The organism is Shewanella oncorhynchi, from assembly GCF_030848765.1.
Lineage (GTDB): Bacteria > Pseudomonadota > Gammaproteobacteria > Enterobacterales > Shewanellaceae > Shewanella > Shewanella oncorhynchi.
Genome location: NZ_CP132914.1, coordinates 256,606 through 274,434, shown reverse-complemented (window position 1 = coordinate 274,434; position 17,829 = coordinate 256,606). Strand labels below are relative to the sequence as shown.

22 protein-coding genes and 1 rRNA gene are annotated in these 17,829 nt (G+C 45.4%); 7 read left to right on the top strand and 16 right to left on the bottom strand.

The features are described 5' to 3' along the window. Positions 1-241: 241 nt before the first annotated feature. From RA178_RS01290 to RA178_RS01270, 5 genes are all read right to left on the bottom strand, one after another. Positions 242-1,784, bottom strand: a 16S ribosomal RNA gene (locus RA178_RS01290). A 516-nt stretch (positions 1,785-2,300) separates the two neighbouring features. Beyond that, the gene (locus RA178_RS01285; RefSeq protein ID WP_113941593.1) at positions 2,301-2,888 is read right to left on the bottom strand and encodes a TlpA family protein disulfide reductase; all 588 of its coding nucleotides are present in this window, start codon (positions 2,886-2,888) and stop codon (positions 2,301-2,303) included. After that, positions 2,885-3,364: a heme lyase NrfEFG subunit NrfF gene (gene nrfF, locus RA178_RS01280; protein WP_105251045.1), complete on the bottom strand. Its 480-nt coding sequence runs from the start codon at positions 3,362-3,364 to the stop codon at positions 2,885-2,887. The genes RA178_RS01285 and nrfF overlap by 4 nt, the downstream gene beginning before the upstream one ends. Next, on the bottom strand, positions 3,361-3,915 hold the full coding sequence (locus RA178_RS01275) for a DsbE family thiol:disulfide interchange protein (protein WP_105251044.1): 555 nt from the start codon (positions 3,913-3,915) through the stop codon (positions 3,361-3,363). The genes nrfF and RA178_RS01275 overlap by 4 nt, the downstream gene beginning before the upstream one ends. An 11-nt stretch (positions 3,916-3,926) precedes the next feature. Continuing rightward, positions 3,927-5,906, bottom strand: a complete 1,980-nt coding sequence (locus RA178_RS01270) for a heme lyase CcmF/NrfE family subunit (RefSeq protein WP_113941594.1) — start codon at positions 5,904-5,906, stop codon at positions 3,927-3,929. Between the two features lie 400 nt (positions 5,907-6,306). Here RA178_RS01270 and ccmI point away from each other — a divergent pair, with 400 nt between their 5' ends. Then, positions 6,307-7,557 (top strand): c-type cytochrome biogenesis protein CcmI, encoded by a 1,251-nt coding sequence (gene ccmI, locus RA178_RS01265; protein WP_306685383.1) that lies wholly within the window; start codon positions 6,307-6,309, stop codon positions 7,555-7,557. Between the two features lie 61 nt (positions 7,558-7,618). On the opposite strand, the gene RA178_RS01260 is transcribed toward ccmI, so the two are convergent. Further along, complete coding sequence (locus tag RA178_RS01260; protein WP_105251041.1) at positions 7,619-7,918, bottom strand: c-type cytochrome; 300 nt, start codon at positions 7,916-7,918, stop codon at positions 7,619-7,621. Positions 7,919-8,236: 318 nt separating this feature from the next. Between RA178_RS01260 and ccmA the strand changes: the two genes are divergently transcribed. From ccmA to RA178_RS01230, 6 genes are all read left to right on the top strand, one after another. Beyond that, positions 8,237-8,887, top strand: a complete 651-nt coding sequence (gene ccmA, locus RA178_RS01255; RefSeq protein ID WP_306684209.1) for a cytochrome c biogenesis heme-transporting ATPase CcmA — start codon at positions 8,237-8,239, stop codon at positions 8,885-8,887. 11 nt (positions 8,888-8,898) lie between these two features. Beyond that, positions 8,899-9,585, top strand: coding sequence for a heme exporter protein CcmB (gene ccmB / locus RA178_RS01250; protein ID WP_306684208.1), 687 nt, complete (start codon positions 8,899-8,901; stop codon positions 9,583-9,585). Position 9,586: 1 nt separating this feature from the next. Continuing rightward, positions 9,587-10,333: a heme ABC transporter permease gene (locus tag RA178_RS01245; RefSeq protein WP_105251039.1), complete on the top strand. Its 747-nt coding sequence runs from the start codon at positions 9,587-9,589 to the stop codon at positions 10,331-10,333. Further along, positions 10,333-10,533 (top strand): heme exporter protein CcmD, encoded by a 201-nt coding sequence (gene ccmD, locus RA178_RS01240; RefSeq protein ID WP_105253042.1) that lies wholly within the window; start codon positions 10,333-10,335, stop codon positions 10,531-10,533. Before RA178_RS01245 ends, ccmD begins: the two co-directional genes overlap by 1 nt. Then, the gene (gene ccmE, locus RA178_RS01235; protein ID WP_105251038.1) at positions 10,530-11,018 is read left to right on the top strand and encodes a cytochrome c maturation protein CcmE; all 489 of its coding nucleotides are present in this window, start codon (positions 10,530-10,532) and stop codon (positions 11,016-11,018) included. The genes ccmD and ccmE overlap by 4 nt, the downstream gene beginning before the upstream one ends. A gap of 196 nt (positions 11,019-11,214) precedes the next feature. Beyond that, positions 11,215-12,165, top strand: a complete 951-nt coding sequence (locus tag RA178_RS01230) for an ABC transporter substrate-binding protein (protein WP_306684207.1) — start codon at positions 11,215-11,217, stop codon at positions 12,163-12,165. A 57-nt stretch (positions 12,166-12,222) separates the two neighbouring features. On the opposite strand, the gene rplQ is transcribed toward RA178_RS01230, so the two are convergent. The 10 genes from rplQ to rpsE all read right to left on the bottom strand — a co-directional run bounded on the left by rplQ (position 12,223) and on the right by rpsE (position 17,821). After that, the gene (gene rplQ, locus RA178_RS01225; protein WP_006083573.1) at positions 12,223-12,618 is read right to left on the bottom strand and encodes a 50S ribosomal protein L17; all 396 of its coding nucleotides are present in this window, start codon (positions 12,616-12,618) and stop codon (positions 12,223-12,225) included. A gap of 40 nt (positions 12,619-12,658) precedes the next feature. Continuing rightward, the gene (locus tag RA178_RS01220; protein WP_006083574.1) at positions 12,659-13,648 is read right to left on the bottom strand and encodes a DNA-directed RNA polymerase subunit alpha; all 990 of its coding nucleotides are present in this window, start codon (positions 13,646-13,648) and stop codon (positions 12,659-12,661) included. A 24-nt stretch (positions 13,649-13,672) separates the two neighbouring features. Next, positions 13,673-14,293 (bottom strand): 30S ribosomal protein S4, encoded by a 621-nt coding sequence (gene rpsD / locus RA178_RS01215; protein WP_006083575.1) that lies wholly within the window; start codon positions 14,291-14,293, stop codon positions 13,673-13,675. Positions 14,294-14,325: 32 nt separating this feature from the next. Continuing rightward, a complete protein-coding gene (gene rpsK, locus RA178_RS01210) occupies positions 14,326-14,718 on the bottom strand; it encodes a 30S ribosomal protein S11 (protein ID WP_006083577.1) in 393 nt (130 codons plus the stop codon). A 15-nt stretch (positions 14,719-14,733) separates the two neighbouring features. Then, entirely contained in the window at positions 14,734-15,090 is a 357-nt protein-coding gene (rpsM, locus tag RA178_RS01205) for a 30S ribosomal protein S13 (RefSeq protein ID WP_011787581.1), read from the bottom strand. A gap of 117 nt (positions 15,091-15,207) precedes the next feature. Continuing rightward, a complete protein-coding gene (gene rpmJ, locus RA178_RS01200; protein WP_006083579.1) occupies positions 15,208-15,321 on the bottom strand; it encodes a 50S ribosomal protein L36 in 114 nt (37 codons plus the stop codon). 21 nt (positions 15,322-15,342) lie between these two features. Next, positions 15,343-16,683: a preprotein translocase subunit SecY gene (gene secY / locus RA178_RS01195; protein ID WP_007644459.1), complete on the bottom strand. Its 1,341-nt coding sequence runs from the start codon at positions 16,681-16,683 to the stop codon at positions 15,343-15,345. Between the two features lie 7 nt (positions 16,684-16,690). Further along, the gene (gene rplO / locus RA178_RS01190) at positions 16,691-17,125 is read right to left on the bottom strand and encodes a 50S ribosomal protein L15 (protein ID WP_006083581.1); all 435 of its coding nucleotides are present in this window, start codon (positions 17,123-17,125) and stop codon (positions 16,691-16,693) included. Positions 17,126-17,128: 3 nt separating this feature from the next. Beyond that, a complete protein-coding gene (gene rpmD, locus RA178_RS01185; RefSeq protein ID WP_006083582.1) occupies positions 17,129-17,311 on the bottom strand; it encodes a 50S ribosomal protein L30 in 183 nt (60 codons plus the stop codon). Between the two features lie 6 nt (positions 17,312-17,317). Then, positions 17,318-17,821 carry a 30S ribosomal protein S5 gene (gene rpsE / locus RA178_RS01180; protein ID WP_006083583.1) on the bottom strand — a complete coding sequence of 168 codons (504 nt, stop codon included), beginning with the start codon at positions 17,819-17,821 and terminating at the stop codon, positions 17,318-17,320. Between the last annotated feature and the right edge of the window lie 8 nt (positions 17,822-17,829).

The window sequence follows — 17,829 nt, the reverse complement described above, 5'->3', positions numbered from 1 at the left end:
TTACTATTGAATATTCAAGACACTTAATAAAGTGTTTGAGAACTCATGTTCAATGCTTTCGCATTAAACGTTTTGTAATTAATTACATGACAGACTCATGCAATTAAATACTATCAGCTTTCCAAATTGTTAAAGAACAATGCGTACCGGCTAGCGGCGCATTTAGCTCTGACTTCTCCTAAGAGAAGCTAAACAAGCAATCTGTGTGAACACTCAACAAACATTAAGTTAGTCGTATAGGTAAGGAGGTGATCCAGCCCCAGGTTCCCCTAGGGCTACCTTGTTACGACTTCACCCCAGTCATGAACCACAAAGTGGTGAGCGCCCCCCCGAAGGTTAAGCTACCCACTTCTTTTGCAGCCCACTCCCATGGTGTGACGGGCGGTGTGTACAAGGCCCGGGAACGTATTCACCGTGGCATTCTGATCCACGATTACTAGCGATTCCGACTTCATGGAGTCGAGTTGCAGACTCCAATCCGGACTACGACGAGCTTTGTGAGATTAGCTCCACCTCGCGGCTTTGCAACCCTCTGTACTCGCCATTGTAGCACGTGTGTAGCCCTACTCGTAAGGGCCATGATGACTTGACGTCGTCCCCACCTTCCTCCGGTTTATCACCGGCAGTCTCCCTAGAGTTCCCACCATTACGTGCTGGCAAATAAGGATAGGGGTTGCGCTCGTTGCGGGACTTAACCCAACATTTCACAACACGAGCTGACGACAGCCATGCAGCACCTGTCTCACGGTTCCCGAAGGCACTAAGCTATCTCTAGCGAATTCCGTGGATGTCAAGAGTAGGTAAGGTTCTTCGCGTTGCATCGAATTAAACCACATGCTCCACCGCTTGTGCGGGCCCCCGTCAATTCATTTGAGTTTTAACCTTGCGGCCGTACTCCCCAGGCGGTCTACTTAATGCGTTAGCTTGAGAGCCCAGTGTTCAAGACACCAAACTCCGAGTAGACATCGTTTACGGCGTGGACTACCAGGGTATCTAATCCTGTTTGCTCCCCACGCTTTCGTGCATGAGCGTCAGTCTTTGTCCAGGGGGCCGCCTTCGCCACCGGTATTCCTCCAGATCTCTACGCATTTCACCGCTACACCTGGAATTCTACCCCCCTCTACAAGACTCTAGTTCGCCAGTTCGAAATGCTATTCCTAGGTTGAGCCCAGGGCTTTCACATCTCGCTTAACAAACCGCCTGCGCACGCTTTACGCCCAGTAATTCCGATTAACGCTCGGACCCTCCGTATTACCGCGGCTGCTGGCACGGAGTTAGCCGGTCCTTCTTCTGTAGGTAACGTCACAGATATAGCGTATTAAACTACACCCTTTCCTCCCTACTGAAAGTGCTTTACAACCCGAAGGCCTTCTTCACACACGCGGCATGGCTGCATCAGGGTTTCCCCCATTGTGCAATATTCCCCACTGCTGCCTCCCGTAGGAGTCTGGGCCGTGTCTCAGTCCCAGTGTGGCTGATCATCCTCTCAGAACAGCTAGGGATCGTCGCCTTGGTGAGCCATTACCTCACCAACTAGCTAATCCCACCTAGGTTCATCCAATCGCGGAAGGCCCGAAGGTCCCCTCCTTTCCCCCGTAGGGCGTATGCGGTATTAGCAGTCGTTTCCAACTGTTATCCCCCTCGACTGGGCAGATCCCTAGGCATTACTCACCCGTCCGCCGCTCGCCGCCTCAGGAGTAAACTCCCTTGCGCTGCCGCTCGACTTGCATGTGTTAGGCCTGCCGCCAGCGTTCAATCTGAGCCATGATCAAACTCTTCAATTAAAGTTTTGTTGTTTGACTTTCGTCAAACGGCTCAATGAATTCTGATTTTTTGTTTCTAACTAAAGAAACAAACTGTACATATTGCTATGAACACTCATTGTTACATTGATTTAAATTTTTGACTGCCAACCCGAAGGTTAAGCAGTTTCGATTAACTCAACACCTGTGAGTGTCCACACAGATTTCTTGTTTTATCTTGTTAAAGAGCAACTCAATATCCGTAAGAGAACTTGAGTACCACACTGAGCGCCGAACGCTTCCAGTTGGCTAGGGCTGCGTATTCTACGCATTTCCCGTTTCGCGTCAAGGAGTTTTTTTAACTTCTTGCTGCGGTTGAATTAAGTGCTTAAAAGCGACTCAATTTAACCTAACTCGTCAGCCTGCTTTCGCTGTCTGCCGTGTCAGTGGATGCGCATTATAGGCAGTGAAACTTTTTGTGCAAGGGCTTTTTAAATGAAAAAAGATCGCATGGCGATCTTTTAAACGATGGCGATTATTTTACATGCAAAGTGCCCATTAATTGGGCTTTTTGCTGCCTTTATCGATAAAACCTTGGATTAGCGAGACGGCTTTTACGTCATCCCAATCAACATAGGATCGAACAAAGGCAATTAATTGACCCTGTTGATCAAGAATAAAGGTCGCAGGAATCGTGTCGAGCGGAAAAACGTTCCCAAGACTTTGTGGTTGATCGTAGTAAGAGTTGAAATTCGCCATACCCAATGAACTTAAGAACGGCTGAACCTGCTGCTTACCTTCTGCATCAATAGAGATAGGCAGTACGACAAAATCTTCAGTCTTGAACTTAGTAGCTAACCTTTCGATTGCAGGCAACTCTCTAACACATGGCGGACACCAAGTCGCCCACATGTTAACCATAATGATCTTGCCTTTAAATTGGCTGAAGTCGATAGCTTTACCATCAACATCATTAAAGGCAACAGGCTCAATAGGAAAAGTCTTTGGCAGTACATTGATCAAATCAACCGTTGATTCCATCGGTTTAGCCGTTTGCTGCATACCAGGGTACGCATGCGCGACCCCAGCAACAAATACCGAAAGAATGGATGACAACATGAATGCCGTTATGACTTTATGCTTCATTTTGTATTGCGCTTTAGCAAGGTATCTAACTCGCGCTGATCTTCTGCGCTAATTTCGTTCGGCACATTACCGCCAATACGTTGCTTACGAATGAAGATAAATCCAATCACTAGACCCAGAAGTAATAAACCAATAGGACCTAACCAGAGAATGTAGGTCTTGGTTTCCATCTTAGGTTTATAGAGAACAAACTCACCATAACGACTGGTCATAAACTCGATGATCTCATCATCCCCTTTTCCTTCGTCAACCATCTTGAATACCTCAAGACGCAGATCTCGAGCAACGGGTGAATTGGAGTCAATCAAATTTTGGTTTTGACACTGTGGACAACGTAGTTCATGGGCCAAAGACAAACCGCGCTTTTGATTTTCAGGTGACTTGAATTCGTAAGTATCAACTGGTGTTGCCATGACAGCGGTCGTCATGCTGAACATCAGCACTAGACCACCTATGATTTTTATCAGCGTTCTCATGCTGCGCCATCCTTCGCTGCTTCAGCTTGTAATTGTTGGATCATAGGGTAAAGGGTTTCACTCCATACACGTTGGTCAATTGGACCTGCATAACGGAAACGGATAATACCGTTGTGATCAACAATAAAACTCTCTGGAGCACCATAAACGCCAAGATCTAATCCTAAACGCCCATCTTTATCATAAATATTAACGTTGTAGGGATCGCCCTGACGTTTTAACTCTTCTAACGCAGGAACACGCTCATCACGATAGTTGATCCCGTAAATTGGCAGAAGATTTTTACGTTTTAGCATCACTAAGAAAGGATGCTCATATTTACAAGATGGACACCACGTCGCCCATACGTTAAGTAATGATACCTTACCTTTTAATTGCTCATTCGTTATGATCTCAGCCGGTGTTTCTAGTCGTTCCAGTTGGAAAGCCGGAATAGGCTTCCCTTCCAGTGCTGAATCCAATTGCTGCGGATTCAGAAATAACCCTTTATAGAGAAACACCCCCATGGCGAGAAATATGACCAATGGGATAAACAGAACCAACTTCTTCATACATTCCCCAATTATTGAGCCGTTGCCAATTTTGCCTTTTCGGCCAAAGGCGCGACGGCTGCAGTGACTTTCGCACGGTAACGTTTATCCGATGCAGCGAAGAATCCACCTATCATCATGAAAATTGCCCCAAACCACAACCAACGCACGAACGGCTTATAGTTTAAACGAACCGCAAATTCAGTGCTGGTAATAGGGTCACCCATAGTTACGTACAAGTCACGGAATAGACCCCAGTCAATACCGGCTTCTGTCATATCCATAGTTCGCACATTATATTGACGACGATCTGGTTTTAGTAATGTCAGTAGCTCATCGCCCTTGTAGATCTCTATCTGTCCCTGCTGTGCAGTGTAGTTAGGACCCACTACGTTTTTGGTCTCGAGATACTTAAAAGTATAACCGGCAAGTTCTTGGCTTACACCAGGTCCCATACGAACACTTTTCTCAATCGAGTAATTTGACACCATAGTGGCACCAATCACAGAAACGGCAATACCGAGATGCGCAAAGATCATACCAAGCTGACTACGGCCCATGCGGCTGATGCTGATATCACCTTCTTTCGACTTGACCATGTTATAGGCCGCTCTTGCGGTAGCCAGAATAATCCAAGCCGCGGCAGCAATACCAAAGGCAACCCAAATATTGAATGCACCATCGACGATAAAAGGAGTCACAATACCGATAGCAGCAGCAATCATTGCTGGGATCAATAGCTGACGCTTAAGCTCGCCCGCTTTCGATTTTTTCCAACGAATAATTGGACCAATACCCATAAAGCCAAATAGCACTAATACGATAGGCACGAACACCGCATTAAAGTATGGGGGTCCAACAGAGATCTTACCCATGCCAAGCGCGTCGATGAGCAATGGATATAATGTACCCAATAGTACCGTACCTGCGGCAACCGTCAGTAGCACATTACACACTAAGAGCATAGTTTCTTTAGACTTAAGTTCGAAACGGGCTGGACTACTCATTTCACTAGCACGTAAAGCAAACAGTGTTAATGAACCGCCAACCGCTAAACCAAGTAACAACAGAATGAACATACCGCGGCTTGGATCGGCTGCGAATGAATGCACTGAGGTTAATACACCTGAGCGAACAATAAAGGTACCAAGCAAACTTAAAGAGAAAGCAAAAATAGACAGTAATACAGTCCAGTTACGGAAGGCGCCGCGTTTCTCAGTCACAATTAAAGAGTGAACAAGCGCAGTACCCACTAACCAAGGCATAAAAGAGGCGTTCTCAACAGGATCCCAGAACCACCAACCGCCCCAGCCTAATTCATAATAAGCCCACCAAGATCCTAGTGCGATACCGCCCGTAAGGAAGGTCCAAGCAGCCAATGTCCATGGACGAGTCCAACGAGCCCATGCAGAATCGAGACGGCCGCTCATCAGCGCAGCAATCGCAAATGCAAAGCTTACAGAGAAGCCCACATAACCCAAGTACAACATAGGAGGATGGAAGATTAATCCCACGTCCTGCAGCATTGGATTTAAGTCACGACCTTCGGCTGGGATCGGGAATAAACGTTCAAATGGGCTAGATGTGAGTAGCATAAACAAACTAAAGCCAATCACAATAAGAGCCAATACTGCCAGCACACGGGCAGTAAACACTTCTTCTAAACCTTTGCTAAACAAGGCAACCGCAGCCGCCCAAGTTGATAAAGCAAACACCCAAAATAACAGTGACCCTTCATGACCGCCCCATACGGCCGAGATCTTAAAGAAGATAGGTAACTGAGAATTTGAATGATGTGCCACATAGGCGACCGAGAAATCATCGACGGCAAAACTATAAGCCAGCACGACAACAGATAAGGTAATAAAAAAGAACATTCCGTACGTTAATGGCCAAGCGTACCTAACAAGGTATTGGTCTTTTCTGGCAACACCTATTAGGGGGACGCTGATTAATAAGAAGGCAAAAGCCACCCCTATTATCAACGCAAAGTGTCCAAGTTCTGGGATCATGGGTTTTCCTCAGTCTTCAATAATATGTTGATTTAGAAAGACTCTATCTCAACGCACAACATGCTATTCACGCAAATGCACGAAATTTTGCTCATTTTAGTATTTGCTATTGTTCCTGTCTGCCTCTTTCGTACAAAACTGGGTTACTTGTCTCATTCTCAATTTTAGAGGTCGATGAAAGTCACGGAAGAGGCTCAGTTCTGCATGTGACCGACAAATGACACTTAAGTTTCATACAAAATTTACAAGAAGAATCAATTTGTGAACCAGTGCCCAACTATAAGCTTTCAGCACTGGGATTACCTTATATTACTGTTCAATGAACAATCTTTACGTATAATCTTGCTTCCAAGCCTAGCGGTTACTCCGCTTTCTGCAAACTAAAGTGAATATAGAAACAATGACGACATTTTGGATTTTTATTGCGCTTGTTATGTTAGTCGGCCTGATGCTGATTTGGATCCCGCACTTCAGACAGCAAAAATTGCTGAAAACGGAAGAAGCTGGAGTTCGTAAACAAACGAACCTTGAATTGTTCAATGAGCGCTTAGGCGTTCTTGAAAAAGAATTAAGTGAAGAGCTACTCGATCAAGCCGAATTTGATGCATTGAAGAAAGAACTGGAAATCAGTCTACTCCAAGACATCAAACAAGCGAACGACGATTCACTGGTCAACCAAATAAAGCCAAAGACGATTCTGTGGCCGTCGATCATGTCAGTTTGTTTGATTGTTATCTCAGGCTATCTCTATCAACACTTAGGCGCCTTCGAGAATATTGATAGTGCTCAACAACCTGCAAATCCACATGCGGGAATGGATACGGCTCAAATCATGATGCAACGCGTGCAGATGATGGAAGCTCAAGTTAAAGCCGAGCCAGAAAACAGCCAACTGTGGTTTAGCTTAGGTCATGCTTATGTATCAGCAAACCAATACGATAAAGCGATTGTGGCTTTCGATAAAGTAATCGAATTAGTCGGAAAGCATGCAGAATTGCTCGGTCCAAAAGCAACGGCGATGTATTACAAAGCGGGTCAACAAATGACACCGCAAATCCAAGCTCTTATCGATGAGTCCTTAGCTATGGATGCCCAAGATCCTTCAACGCTACTGCTCGTGGGTATGGATGCTTTCTTTACTGCTGACTACAAGAAAGCCATCACCTCTTGGCAAACGATTTTAGATAGCGGTCGTGCCGACGTTGATCGTGCAGCTCTTATGAATGCAATCGAAACCGCTAACTTACGCATGCAGTCGGAAACCGCTGGCATGCCAAATGATGATGCACATAAGCAAGTCAAAGCGAGTGCTAAATCGGTCAATGTCACTATATCTATCTCTGCAGAACTTGCGGCTAAAGCCAGTCCAGAAGACACCATTTTCATCTTTGCCCGTGCAACTGAAGGACCTAAAGTCCCATTAGCTGCAACCAAAGTCAGTGCTAAGTCTTTCCCGATTACAGTGACATTAGATGACAGCAGCGGTATGGGTGGTGATGTGAAGTTAAGCGATGCAGCCAATGTGGAAGTGATTGCTGTGCTGTCTAAACAAGGTAATATCAAACCGCAAACGGGTGATATTCAAGGCAAGATCAGTAAAGTCGCCGTAGGCGATACAGCGAACCTAGTACTTGATACTCAAGTGCAATAAATCGCAGTTAATTGCAGATATAAAAAAACCGGCTTTCGCCGGTTTTTTTATATCTGAAGAATTACTTAGCTGTAGACATAAATTTGATAGCAGCTTTGTAATCATCATCAGTACAATCAGTACACATACCGCCTGGTGGCATAGCATTCAGACCGGTTTTCACACTCTTCACTAGAGCGTCAACACCCTTAGCTAAGCGTGGTTCCCATTCTGCAGCGTTGTGCACTTTTGGAGCACCAGCAACACCCATGCTGTGGCATACGGTACATGCCTTATTATAAATAGCCTCAGCATCTTGAGCTGAAGCGTTAACTGACATAGTCAAAGCAGCGACAGCAGTCATTGCTAACAGTTTTTTCATGTTCAATGTTCCTAATGCAAATACGTACAAAGCTCGGCGCCGCCCTTACTTAGGCAGACTCATTATAGCCGACTAAGATTACTACAAACTTCAAGAAATCTCATCTTTTTGTGATTAGAATCTCAACACAAAATGAATCAGGCGACAAGGATGACAAATTCGTTAATATATTAGCAAGTCGTAAAAAAGTTCGATAAATATTGCGGTTATTGGAACCACATCATATTGCTGACATCTAGTGCAAACCAAGAGTAAACCCCCAATAACGTTTGTGTTAGAATGACTTGTGTTTCCTTCCGGCTTGAGATAGAGGGTTCAGTGACAAATATAACTAAAGAAACCACATTAGTGTCAGCCAGCAAGCTGACCTGTATCCGCGAAGAACGTATCCTTTTTGATGAGTTAAGTTTTGATATAAATGCCGGTGACATTGTTCAGATTGAAGGCCCTAACGGCGCAGGCAAGACCAGTTTATTACGCATATTGGCGGGCCTTTCTCGCCCCTATGCCGGACAAACTTTTTACATTAATGAAGACATAAACCGTTGCCGCGATGAATACAATGAAGACCTCTTGTATTTAGGCCATTTAGCTGGCGTGAAATGCGAGCTGACTGCCGAAGAAAACCTTAATTTCAATTTAAGAATCAGTGGTTATGATGACTTTGATACGTTAGAGATTTTAGCCAAAGTCAATTTAACGGGCTTTGAAGAAGCTCTCGCGGGGCATTTATCCGCAGGCCAGCATCGCAGAACAGCGCTATCAAGATTGTGGCATAGCAACTGTAAAATTTGGATCCTTGACGAACCTTTTACTGCAATCGATAAAAAAGGCGTCGAAGAACTGGAGCAGTTATTTATTCAGCATGCGGATAATGGTGGCTGTGTGATCCTCACAACTCACCAAGATATGGGCATTATCACAGATGATAGGCTTCGTAAAATTCGTCTCGATTATCGCTTCATATAAGGTCAGGCTCAATGAAAAGAGGCATCAGTTTTACCCAAGCATTTTTCACCTTGCTGCAGCGAGATCTTAAAATTGCTATTCGCCACCGCGGCGACATTTTTAACCCACTGCTATTTTTTATTATGGTCGTTACCTTGTTTCCGCTGGGAATTGGACCAGAGCCGCAAATGTTAGCACGTGTGGCACCGGGGATTATTTGGGTCGCCGCATTATTAGCATCAATGTTGTCACTTGAAAGGCTTTTCAAAGCCGACTTTAATGATGGTAGCTTAGAACAAATGCTATTAAGTCCACAGCCATTAGCCATTCTCGTATTAGCTAAAGTGTTAGCCCACTGGATTTTAACTGGTGTGCCACTGATTATTATCGCACCACTGTTAGCGGTATTACTCAATCTAGACGGCAACAGCTACGGTGCGTTAATTTCGACGCTTGCGCTAGGCACGCCAGTATTGTCGCTGTTAGGTGCTATTGGTGTGGCATTAACCGTCGGTCTAAGGAAAGGCGGCGTATTACTCAGCTTACTTATTTTGCCCCTATATATCCCAGTACTCATTTTTGCAACGAGTGCCATAGACGCGGCAGGAATGAATTTACCCTATGATGGTCAGCTCGCTATAATAGGCGCTATGCTGGTCGGATCGTTAACCTTAGCACCTTTTGCAATTGGTGCATCTCTGCGAGTGAGTACTAACTAAAATGTGGAAATGGTTACACCCTTACGCGGATCCTGAACGCGCATATAAATTATCAGGAACGTTATTTCCATGGTTTGCGATCTTAGCCGGTCTATTGATTGCTGTTGGCACTACATGGGGACTCGTCTTCGCGCCGACGGATTACCAGCAGGGTGATAGCTACCGTATTATCTTTATCCATGTTCCTGCCGCGTCTATGTCAATGGCGGCTTATATGGGTATGGCAACAGCGGCCTTTATCGGTCTAGTTTGGCAAATAAAACTTGCCGACTGGGCTGCAGCATCTATTGCTCCCATTGGTGCAGTAATAACCTTTATCGCACTCTTTACTGGAGCGGCATGGGGCAAACCTATGTGGGGTGCTTGGTGGGTATGGGATGCACGCTTAACTTCTGAGCTGGTATTACTATTCCTATATCTAGGTGTGATCTCGCTCTATGCCTCATTTGAGGATAAAGTGCTCGCAGCTCGTGCAGCAGGGATCTTAGCGATCGTCGGTGTGATCAACATTCCTATCATCAAATACTCTGTTGAATGGTGGAGCTCATTACATCAACCGTCGACAATACGCATTACCGAGAAATCGACAATGTCGACGGAAATGCTCTATCCACTGTTAATTAACATACTGGGCTTCGGTCTTATGATTGGCGCCATCACTATTGTTCGTTTTAGAGCAGAAATTTTAGCAAGAAATGGCATGCGCCCTTGGGTCCGTGAACTAGCTAAAGCGGAGGAGGTCAAATGATGCAATTCGATTCAATCAGTGATTTTTTTAATATGGGCGGCTATGCATTCTATGTATGGCTATCCTACGGAGTGACCTTCTTCTGCCTCTCTACGCTCATCATTACCAGCGCACGCCAAAAGCGTAAGGTGTTAATTGATATCGCGAAGAAGATGGATAGAGAAGAACGCCTAAAAGAAACCAGGAGTACTAAATCGTGAACCCAAGACGCAAAAAAAGACTGACATTAGCTGTAGCATTAATCGGTGGCGTTGCTGCAATTACTTCGCTTTTGCTCTATGCGCTGAACTCCAACTTGAACTTATTCTATACTCCGTCTGAAATTGTCCACGGCAAGACAGACACTGGCGTAAAACCTGAAATTGGCCAACGTATTCGTGTCGGCGGAATGGTGACGGTAGGTTCTATGGTGCGAGATCCCAAAAGCTTGCATGTCGAATTTGCAGTGCATGACTCCCTCGGCGGCGAAGTACTGGTCACTTATGACGACCTATTGCCCGATCTTTTCCGTGAAGGACAAGGCATTGTTGCTCAGGGTGTACTGGGTGCTGATGGCAAACTAGAAGCAACTGAAGTACTCGCTAAGCATGATGAAAACTACATGCCACCAGAAGTCGCTGAAGCCATGGGCCAAAAGCACGAAAAGTTAGATTATAGCCAGCAAAAGGCACCTGATACTAAGTAGGTTATTGATGGATCAGCAATAGCGTACAAACTAAGCCTCCTAGCTTAATAACTAGTGAGGCTTTTTTATTATCTCAATATGCACAATTAAAGGTGGACTATACTCTAGGCAGCGCCAATACCTAAGACTGTATATGATTCAAATAAGACAACTAAACTCTAGTTTGCAACACATTCTAAGCTTCCTAATTATCTGCTTGGTAGGCCTCTCTCAGGAAGCCAATGCTGCTAAAGTTGTTGTTATCGAAAGCTACCATCATAGCTATCAATGGGACCAAGAATACTATCAAGCGATTTATGACACGCTCAGCCCTCACCACGATGTTAGTTATTTCGAGATGGATACCAAACGCTTACCCCAAGCGCAATTTGCTGAACGGGCTGACTTAGCATGGAAATATATTCAACAACAAGCACCTCAATTGGTTATTCTCGCCGATGATAATGCGGTTAATCTCTTACACCAGCGCCTAAATGGCAGCCTAATCCCAGTAGTCTATTTAGGGGTGAACATGAATCCTAGAGAATATCATCTCAATGAACACAAACGCTTCACAGGCGTCATTGAGAGACCACTACTACGACGTTCACTACTGCTCATTCAACGTTTACTACCGCAAACTGTGCATAGAAAAATCTTAGTTCTATTCGACCAAGGAGTCACCTCTGACTCAGCGGCTGAATACATCAGTAAACAACACTCAAGCATGTTAGGCGATATAGAAGTCAATTTGGTGCAATTGTCACAGCTAACGGATTGGCAGCGGAATGTATTGACCGCGAAGGAACAGGGTTATAACGCTATAGTCGTGGCGCTATACCACACAGTTAGAGATGCAGATAACAGCTCAGTAGATGCAGATCAGCTCCTAAAATGGATATCTGAACATACTCCGGTACCGAATTTTGGGTTTTGGGGATTTAGTGTCTCTGCTGAAGGCAATATTGGTGGCTATGTTCTCGATGGCTATCATCATGGCAAGATTGCAGCGAATATGGCGACAAAAATACTCGGCGGCGAGAAACCCGAAAATATTTTCCCAGTAACAGATGATCTTGGAAAATACATGTTTAGCCAGAAAGGCTTAGCTCAATGGAATATCGTCCTCCCAAAAGAAATCGAGAAAACCACACTTTGGGTAAAATAGTAAAAAAGGCATAAAAAAGCCGGGCTAATGCCCGGCTTTTTAAAAGTGTAACCTTAATTACTCAGCAGCTTCAACATCAACAGCTTGAGCAGCTTCTGGGCGACCAACTAGCTCGATGTAAGCCATAGGGGCTTTATCACCAGCACGTAAACCGCACTTAAGGATACGGGTATAGCCACCAGGACGTTCCTGGTAACGTGGACCCAACTCAGTAAATAACTTACCAACGACTTCAGCGTCGCGAGTACGTGCAAACGCTAAACGACGGTTTGCAACGCTGTCACTCTTAGCAAGTGTTATCAGAGGCTCAACTACGCGACGCAGTTCTTTCGCTTTAGCCACAGTTGTCTTGATGATCTCATGACGAACTAGTGAACCGGCCATGTTGCGAAACATGGCTTGGCGATGACTGCTGTTACGGTTTAGTTGACGACCACTCTTACGATGGCGCATGACCTAATCCTTATAACCTAAATCTGTACAAACCTGAGACTTATAGGTCGTCTGCTAAACTAGCTGGAGGCCAGTTTTCCAAACGCATACCTAACGACAGTCCGCGAGAAGCTAAAACATCCTTAATTTCAGTAAGAGATTTCTTACCTAAGTTCGGGGTTTTCAGCAACTCAACTTCAGTGCGCTGTACCAGATCTCCGATGTAATGAATCGCTTCGGCTTTCAAGCAGTTAGCCGAACGTACAGTTAGCTCTAAATCGTCGACAGGACGCAGCAGAATCGGATCGAATTCCGGTTTCTCTTCTTTCAGCTCTGGCTCAGTCACGTCACGTAACTCTACAAACGCATCTAGCTGTTCAGCCAGAATAGTTGCAGAACGACGGATAGCTTCCTCAGGATCGATAGTACCGTTTGTGGTCATATCGATAACGAGTTTATCTAAGTCAGTACGCTGTTCTACACGTGCTGCTTCTACATTGTAGGCAATACGTGCAACTGGCGAGAAAGAAGCATCAACCAGCAAGCGGCCGATTGGGCGATCATCGTCTTCGGTCTGTGCACGAGCAGATGCTGGTACATAACCACGACCACGCTCAACGCGAATACGCATGCTGATATCATTGTTACCTGTCAGATGACAGATAATATGATCAGGATTCACGATAGTGACATCACCATCATGCGTGATATCTGCTGCGATGACAGGGCCTGCGCCGGACTTGCTCAACGTAAGCATAGCCTCGTCTTTACCCTCGATGGTCACTGCTAACCCTTTCAGGTTTAACAAGATCTCAAGGATATCTTCTTGAACGCCTTCCTTACTGCTGTATTCGTGCAGTACACCGTCAATCTCGACTTCGGTAACCGCGCAGCCGGGCATAGACGACAATAGGATGCGACGCAACGCGTTACCTAAAGTGTGGCCGAAACCACGCTCAAGTGGTTCCAATGTAACCTTGGCACGTGTTGAGTTAACCTGCTCGATATCAACGAGACGCGGTTTAAGAAATTCTGTAACAGAACCCTGCATTGTGTCCTCTCTTGTTTGTTAGCCTTACTTAGAGTAAAGCTCGACGATCAGCTGTTCGTTAATTTCCGCAGACAAATCGCTACGTTCTGGAACGCGCTTGAAAGCACCTTCCATTTTCGCGTTGTCGACTTCAACCCATGTAGGCTTCTCGCGTTGAGCTGCCACTTCTAAAGCCGCTTTAATACGAGCTTGAGTACGTGACTTCTCGCGGATGCTCACAACATCATTCGCAGACACTTTGAATGATGGAATGTTAACAACACGACCGTTAACCATAATAGATTTATGGCTTACTAGCTGACGTGATTCTGCACGAGTTGCACCGAAGCCCATACGATAAACAACGTTATCAAGACGGGTTTCTAAAAGCTGAAGCAGGTTTTCACCTGTGTTGCCTTTAGTACGTGCAGCATCTTTGTAATAGTTACGGAATTGTTTTTCTAACACACCGTAAATACGACGAACTTTTTGTTTTTCGCGTAACTGAGTACCGTACTCTGACAAACGTGGCTTACGAGCGCCATGTTGTCCAGGTGCAGTTTCCAGTTTACACTTTGAATCGATTGCTCTCACACCGCTTTTTAAGAAAAGGTCTGTACCTTCTCGGCGGCTGAGCTTGAGCTTGGGACCCAAGTATCTTGCCATGATCTTTCTCCAACTATCCTAATGAAACGGCGTTATACACGACGCTTTTTAGGAGGACGACAACCATTATGAGGGATCGGCGTCACATCGGTAATGTTGGTAATTTTATAACCAACAGCGTTCAGCGCACGAATGGCTGACTCACGACCTGGACCTGGACCCTTCACAAACACTTCAAGGTTTTTTAAACCGTAGTCTTGAGCAGCAGCACCTGCACGCTCAGCAGCCACCTGTGCAGCAAATGGAGTAGATTTACGTGAACCACGGAAACCTGAACCACCTGAAGTAGCCCATGACAACGCATTACCTTGACGATCTGTAATGGTGACAATAGTGTTGTTGAAAGAAGCATGGATATGAGCCATGCCATCTGCAACCTGTTTACGTACGCGCTTACGCGGAGAACGTGACGGAACTTTAGCCATTGCTTTACCTTCCCGTTACTTTCTAATAGGTTTACGTGGACCTTTACGCGTACGCGCATTGGTCTTAGTACGTTGCCCACGGAGAGGCAGGCTACGGCGATGGCGGAGACCACGATAACAACCAAGATCCATAAGACGCTTGATGTTCATTGAAATCTCACGACGTAAGTCACCTTCTACTAGGTATTTGGCGACTTCTTCGCGTAGTGTGTCTATTTGAGCTTCGCTCAATTCCTTGATCTTAGCAGTTTCAGCGATTGCTGTAGCCGCGCAGATTGCTCTAGCGCGAGTACGGCCGATGCCGAAAATTGCAGTCAATGCGATGACTGTATGCTTTTGATCAGGAATGTTAATGCCAGCGATACGGGCCACTATGCACTCCTTAAAGTTAAAGGCCAACTGCGAAAAGCCCGAAAGGATACTCGACAGTCGACAGATTTGCAAACAAAATTTTGTTCAGCCCAATTGATGGGCTGAACAAATTACTTTTTAGCCTTGACGCTGTTTGTGTTTTGGTTCAACACAGATAACGCGTACAACGCCACTACGCTTGACGATCTTGCAGTTACGGCAGATCTTCTTCACGGAAGCTCGAACTTTCATTTCATCACTCCGTAAAGCTACTTAGCGACCAAAGCGATCTAAATTCGCTTTGTTAACTAGGTTAGCTTTCTTCATCACAGACTCATACTGATGAGACATCATATGCGTCTGAACCTGAGCCATGAAGTCCATGATTACGACTACCATAATTAGTAGTGAAGTACCGCCGAAATAGAACTGTACTTTCCACGCAATTAACATGAACTCCGGAATTAAGCAGATAAAGGTTATGTATAACGCGCCTGCCAATGTCAAACGGGTCATAACTTTATCAATGTAACGCGAAGTCTGTTCTCCAGGACGGATCCCAGGGATGAATGCACCACTCTTCTTCAAGTTATCTGCTGTTTCACGTGGGTTAAACACCAACGCAGTATAGAAGAAACAGAAAAAGATAATCGCTGTTGCATATAATAATGAGTAAAGCGGTTGTCCAGGTGACACAGCCAGTGAAAAATCACTTAACCATGACATGGACTCATTTTGACCGAACCACTGAGCCAGTGTTCCAGGAAACAAAATGATGCTTGACGCAAAAATTGGCGGAATAACACCTGCCATGTTTATTTTCAGCGGTAGATGGGTACTTTGCGCAGCGAACACCTTACGGCCTTGCTGGCGCTTAGCATAGTTAACGACAATTCGACGCTGACCACGTTCCACAAACACTACAAAATAAGTCACTGCAAACACAATTACCGCGAGCAACAACAATACTAACACATTCAAGTCACCTTGACGCGCCTGCTCAGCCGTTTGGCCGATAGCGGAAGGTAATCCAGCAACAATACCTGCGAAAATCAAAATCGAGATACCATTACCTATACCACGTTCGGTAATTTGTTCACCTAGCCACATAAGGAACATAGTTCCTGTCACTAAGCTCACAACCGCAACAAAGTAGAATCCAAATCCAATGTTGACCACAAGGCCTGGCACTAAGTTTGGTAACCCGGTTGCAATACCGACCGACTGGAATGTACCCAGCACTAAGGTACCCCATCTGGTATATTGACTGATTTTCTTACGTCCTGATTCGCCTTCTTTTTTCAATTCAGCGAGTGCAGGATGTACGACAGTCAACAGTTGCATGATAATCGATGCCGAAATGTACGGCATAATACCTAATGCAAAGATAGAGGCACGCTCAAGGGCACCACCCGAGAACATGTTAAACATGCCAAGGATGGTTCCACTTTGCTGAGCAAACAGCTCTGCTAATACAGCTGCGTCAATACCAGGAATTGGCACAAACGAACCGGCTCTAAAGACGATAATCGCACCAATCACGAACAGGAGGCGAGCTTTCAATTCTGAAAGTCCACCTTTCGCGCTTTTTAAATCAAGTCCTGGTTTTGCCATCGACGTATTATTCCTCGATCTTACCGCCGGCAGCTTCAATAGCTGCACGTGCACCTTTGGTTACCTTCAGACCTTTAACAGTCACAGGGCGCTCAATGGTACCTGAAAGAACAATTTTCGCAAACTGGATGTTGCGAGTTATTACGTTCGCATCTTTCAGAGCGTTTAAGTCGATAACATCACCGTTAACTTTTGCCAGTTCGAGTACACGAACTTCAGCTGTTACCATAGCGCGACGCGAGGTAAAACCAAATTTAGGTAAACGGATTTTCAGTGGCATTTGACCACCTTCGAATCCTGGGCGTACACCGCCACCAGAACGAGACTTTTGGCCTTTATGACCACGACCCGCTGTTTTACCTAGACCTGAGCCCATACCACGGCCTACACGCTTTGGTGCATGCTTAGAGCCTGCAGCTGGAGATAGAGTATTTAAACGCATCTATTAATCCTCCACCTTAACCATGTAGTAGACCTTGTTGATCATACCGCGAACAGAAGGAGTATCTTCTAATTCAACAGTGTGACCAATGCGACGCAAACCAAGACCCGTTAGGGTTGCACGGTGCTTCGGTAAACGACCGATACCGCTTTTAGTTTGAGTAACTTTTACAGTTTTAGTTGCCATGGTGCATTACCCCCGAATTTCGTCAACATTCAGGCCACGCTTAGCTGCGATTTGCGAAGGTGACTTCATGTGCACCAAAGCATCGACAGTCGCGCGAACGATGTTGATCGGGTTAGTAGAACCGTATGCTTTTGACAGAACGTTATGCACGCCTGCTACTTCCAATACGGCACGCATTGCGCCACCGGCAATAATACCAGTACCTTGTGATGCAGGTTGCATGTACACAAGAGAACCAGTATGACGACCTTTAACTGGGTGATGCAGAGTACCTGCATTCAACTCAACGGTCACAATGTTACGACGAGCTTTTTCCATCGCTTTTTGAATCGCGGCTGGAACTTCACGTGCTTTGCCATAGCCATAGCCAATCTTACCGTTACCGTCACCCACTACTGTCAGTGCTGTGAAGCTAAAGATACGACCGCCCTTAACTACTTTAGAAACACGATTAACTGCAATTAATTTCTCTTGCAGATCGTCTTTTTGCTGAGCTTCTAATTTAGCCATTTTATAAC

Excerpts from the sequence above, each read along its gene's own strand:
- rpsK (WP_006083577.1), bottom strand. The coding sequence starts at position 14,718 with ATGGCTAAAGTTCCGTCACGTTCTCCGCGTAAGCGCGTACGTAAACAG.
- rpsE (WP_006083583.1), bottom strand. The coding sequence starts at position 17,821 with ATGGCTAAATTAGAAGCTCAGCAAAAAGACGATCTGCAAGAGAAATTA.
- RA178_RS01220 (WP_006083574.1), bottom strand. The coding sequence starts at position 13,648 with ATGCAGGGTTCTGTTACAGAATTTCTTAAACCGCGTCTCGTTGATATC.
- rpmD (WP_006083582.1), bottom strand. The coding sequence starts at position 17,311 with ATGGCAACTAAAACTGTAAAAGTTACTCAAACTAAAAGCGGTATCGGT.
- ccmD (WP_105253042.1), top strand. The coding sequence starts at position 10,333 with ATGCAATTCGATTCAATCAGTGATTTTTTTAATATGGGCGGCTATGCA.
- ccmI (WP_306685383.1), top strand. The coding sequence starts at position 6,307 with ATGACGACATTTTGGATTTTTATTGCGCTTGTTATGTTAGTCGGCCTG.
- RA178_RS01245 (WP_105251039.1), top strand. The coding sequence starts at position 9,587 with ATGTGGAAATGGTTACACCCTTACGCGGATCCTGAACGCGCATATAAA.
- rpmJ (WP_006083579.1), bottom strand. The coding sequence starts at position 15,321 with ATGAAAGTTCGAGCTTCCGTGAAGAAGATCTGCCGTAACTGCAAGATC.
- RA178_RS01285 (WP_113941593.1), bottom strand. The coding sequence starts at position 2,888 with ATGAAGCATAAAGTCATAACGGCATTCATGTTGTCATCCATTCTTTCG.
- secY (WP_007644459.1), bottom strand. The coding sequence starts at position 16,683 with ATGGCAAAACCAGGACTTGATTTAAAAAGCGCGAAAGGTGGACTTTCA.
- RA178_RS01275 (WP_105251044.1), bottom strand. The coding sequence starts at position 3,915 with ATGAAGAAGTTGGTTCTGTTTATCCCATTGGTCATATTTCTCGCCATG.
- nrfF (WP_105251045.1), bottom strand. The coding sequence starts at position 3,364 with ATGAGAACGCTGATAAAAATCATAGGTGGTCTAGTGCTGATGTTCAGC.
- RA178_RS01260 (WP_105251041.1), bottom strand. The coding sequence starts at position 7,918 with ATGAAAAAACTGTTAGCAATGACTGCTGTCGCTGCTTTGACTATGTCA.
- rplQ (WP_006083573.1), bottom strand. The coding sequence starts at position 12,618 with ATGCGCCATCGTAAGAGTGGTCGTCAACTAAACCGTAACAGCAGTCAT.
- ccmB (WP_306684208.1), top strand. The coding sequence starts at position 8,899 with ATGAAAAGAGGCATCAGTTTTACCCAAGCATTTTTCACCTTGCTGCAG.
- rpsD (WP_006083575.1), bottom strand. The coding sequence starts at position 14,293 with ATGGCAAGATACTTGGGTCCCAAGCTCAAGCTCAGCCGCCGAGAAGGT.
- RA178_RS01270 (WP_113941594.1), bottom strand. The coding sequence starts at position 5,906 with ATGATCCCAGAACTTGGACACTTTGCGTTGATAATAGGGGTGGCTTTT.
- rplO (WP_006083581.1), bottom strand. The coding sequence starts at position 17,125 with ATGCGTTTAAATACTCTATCTCCAGCTGCAGGCTCTAAGCATGCACCA.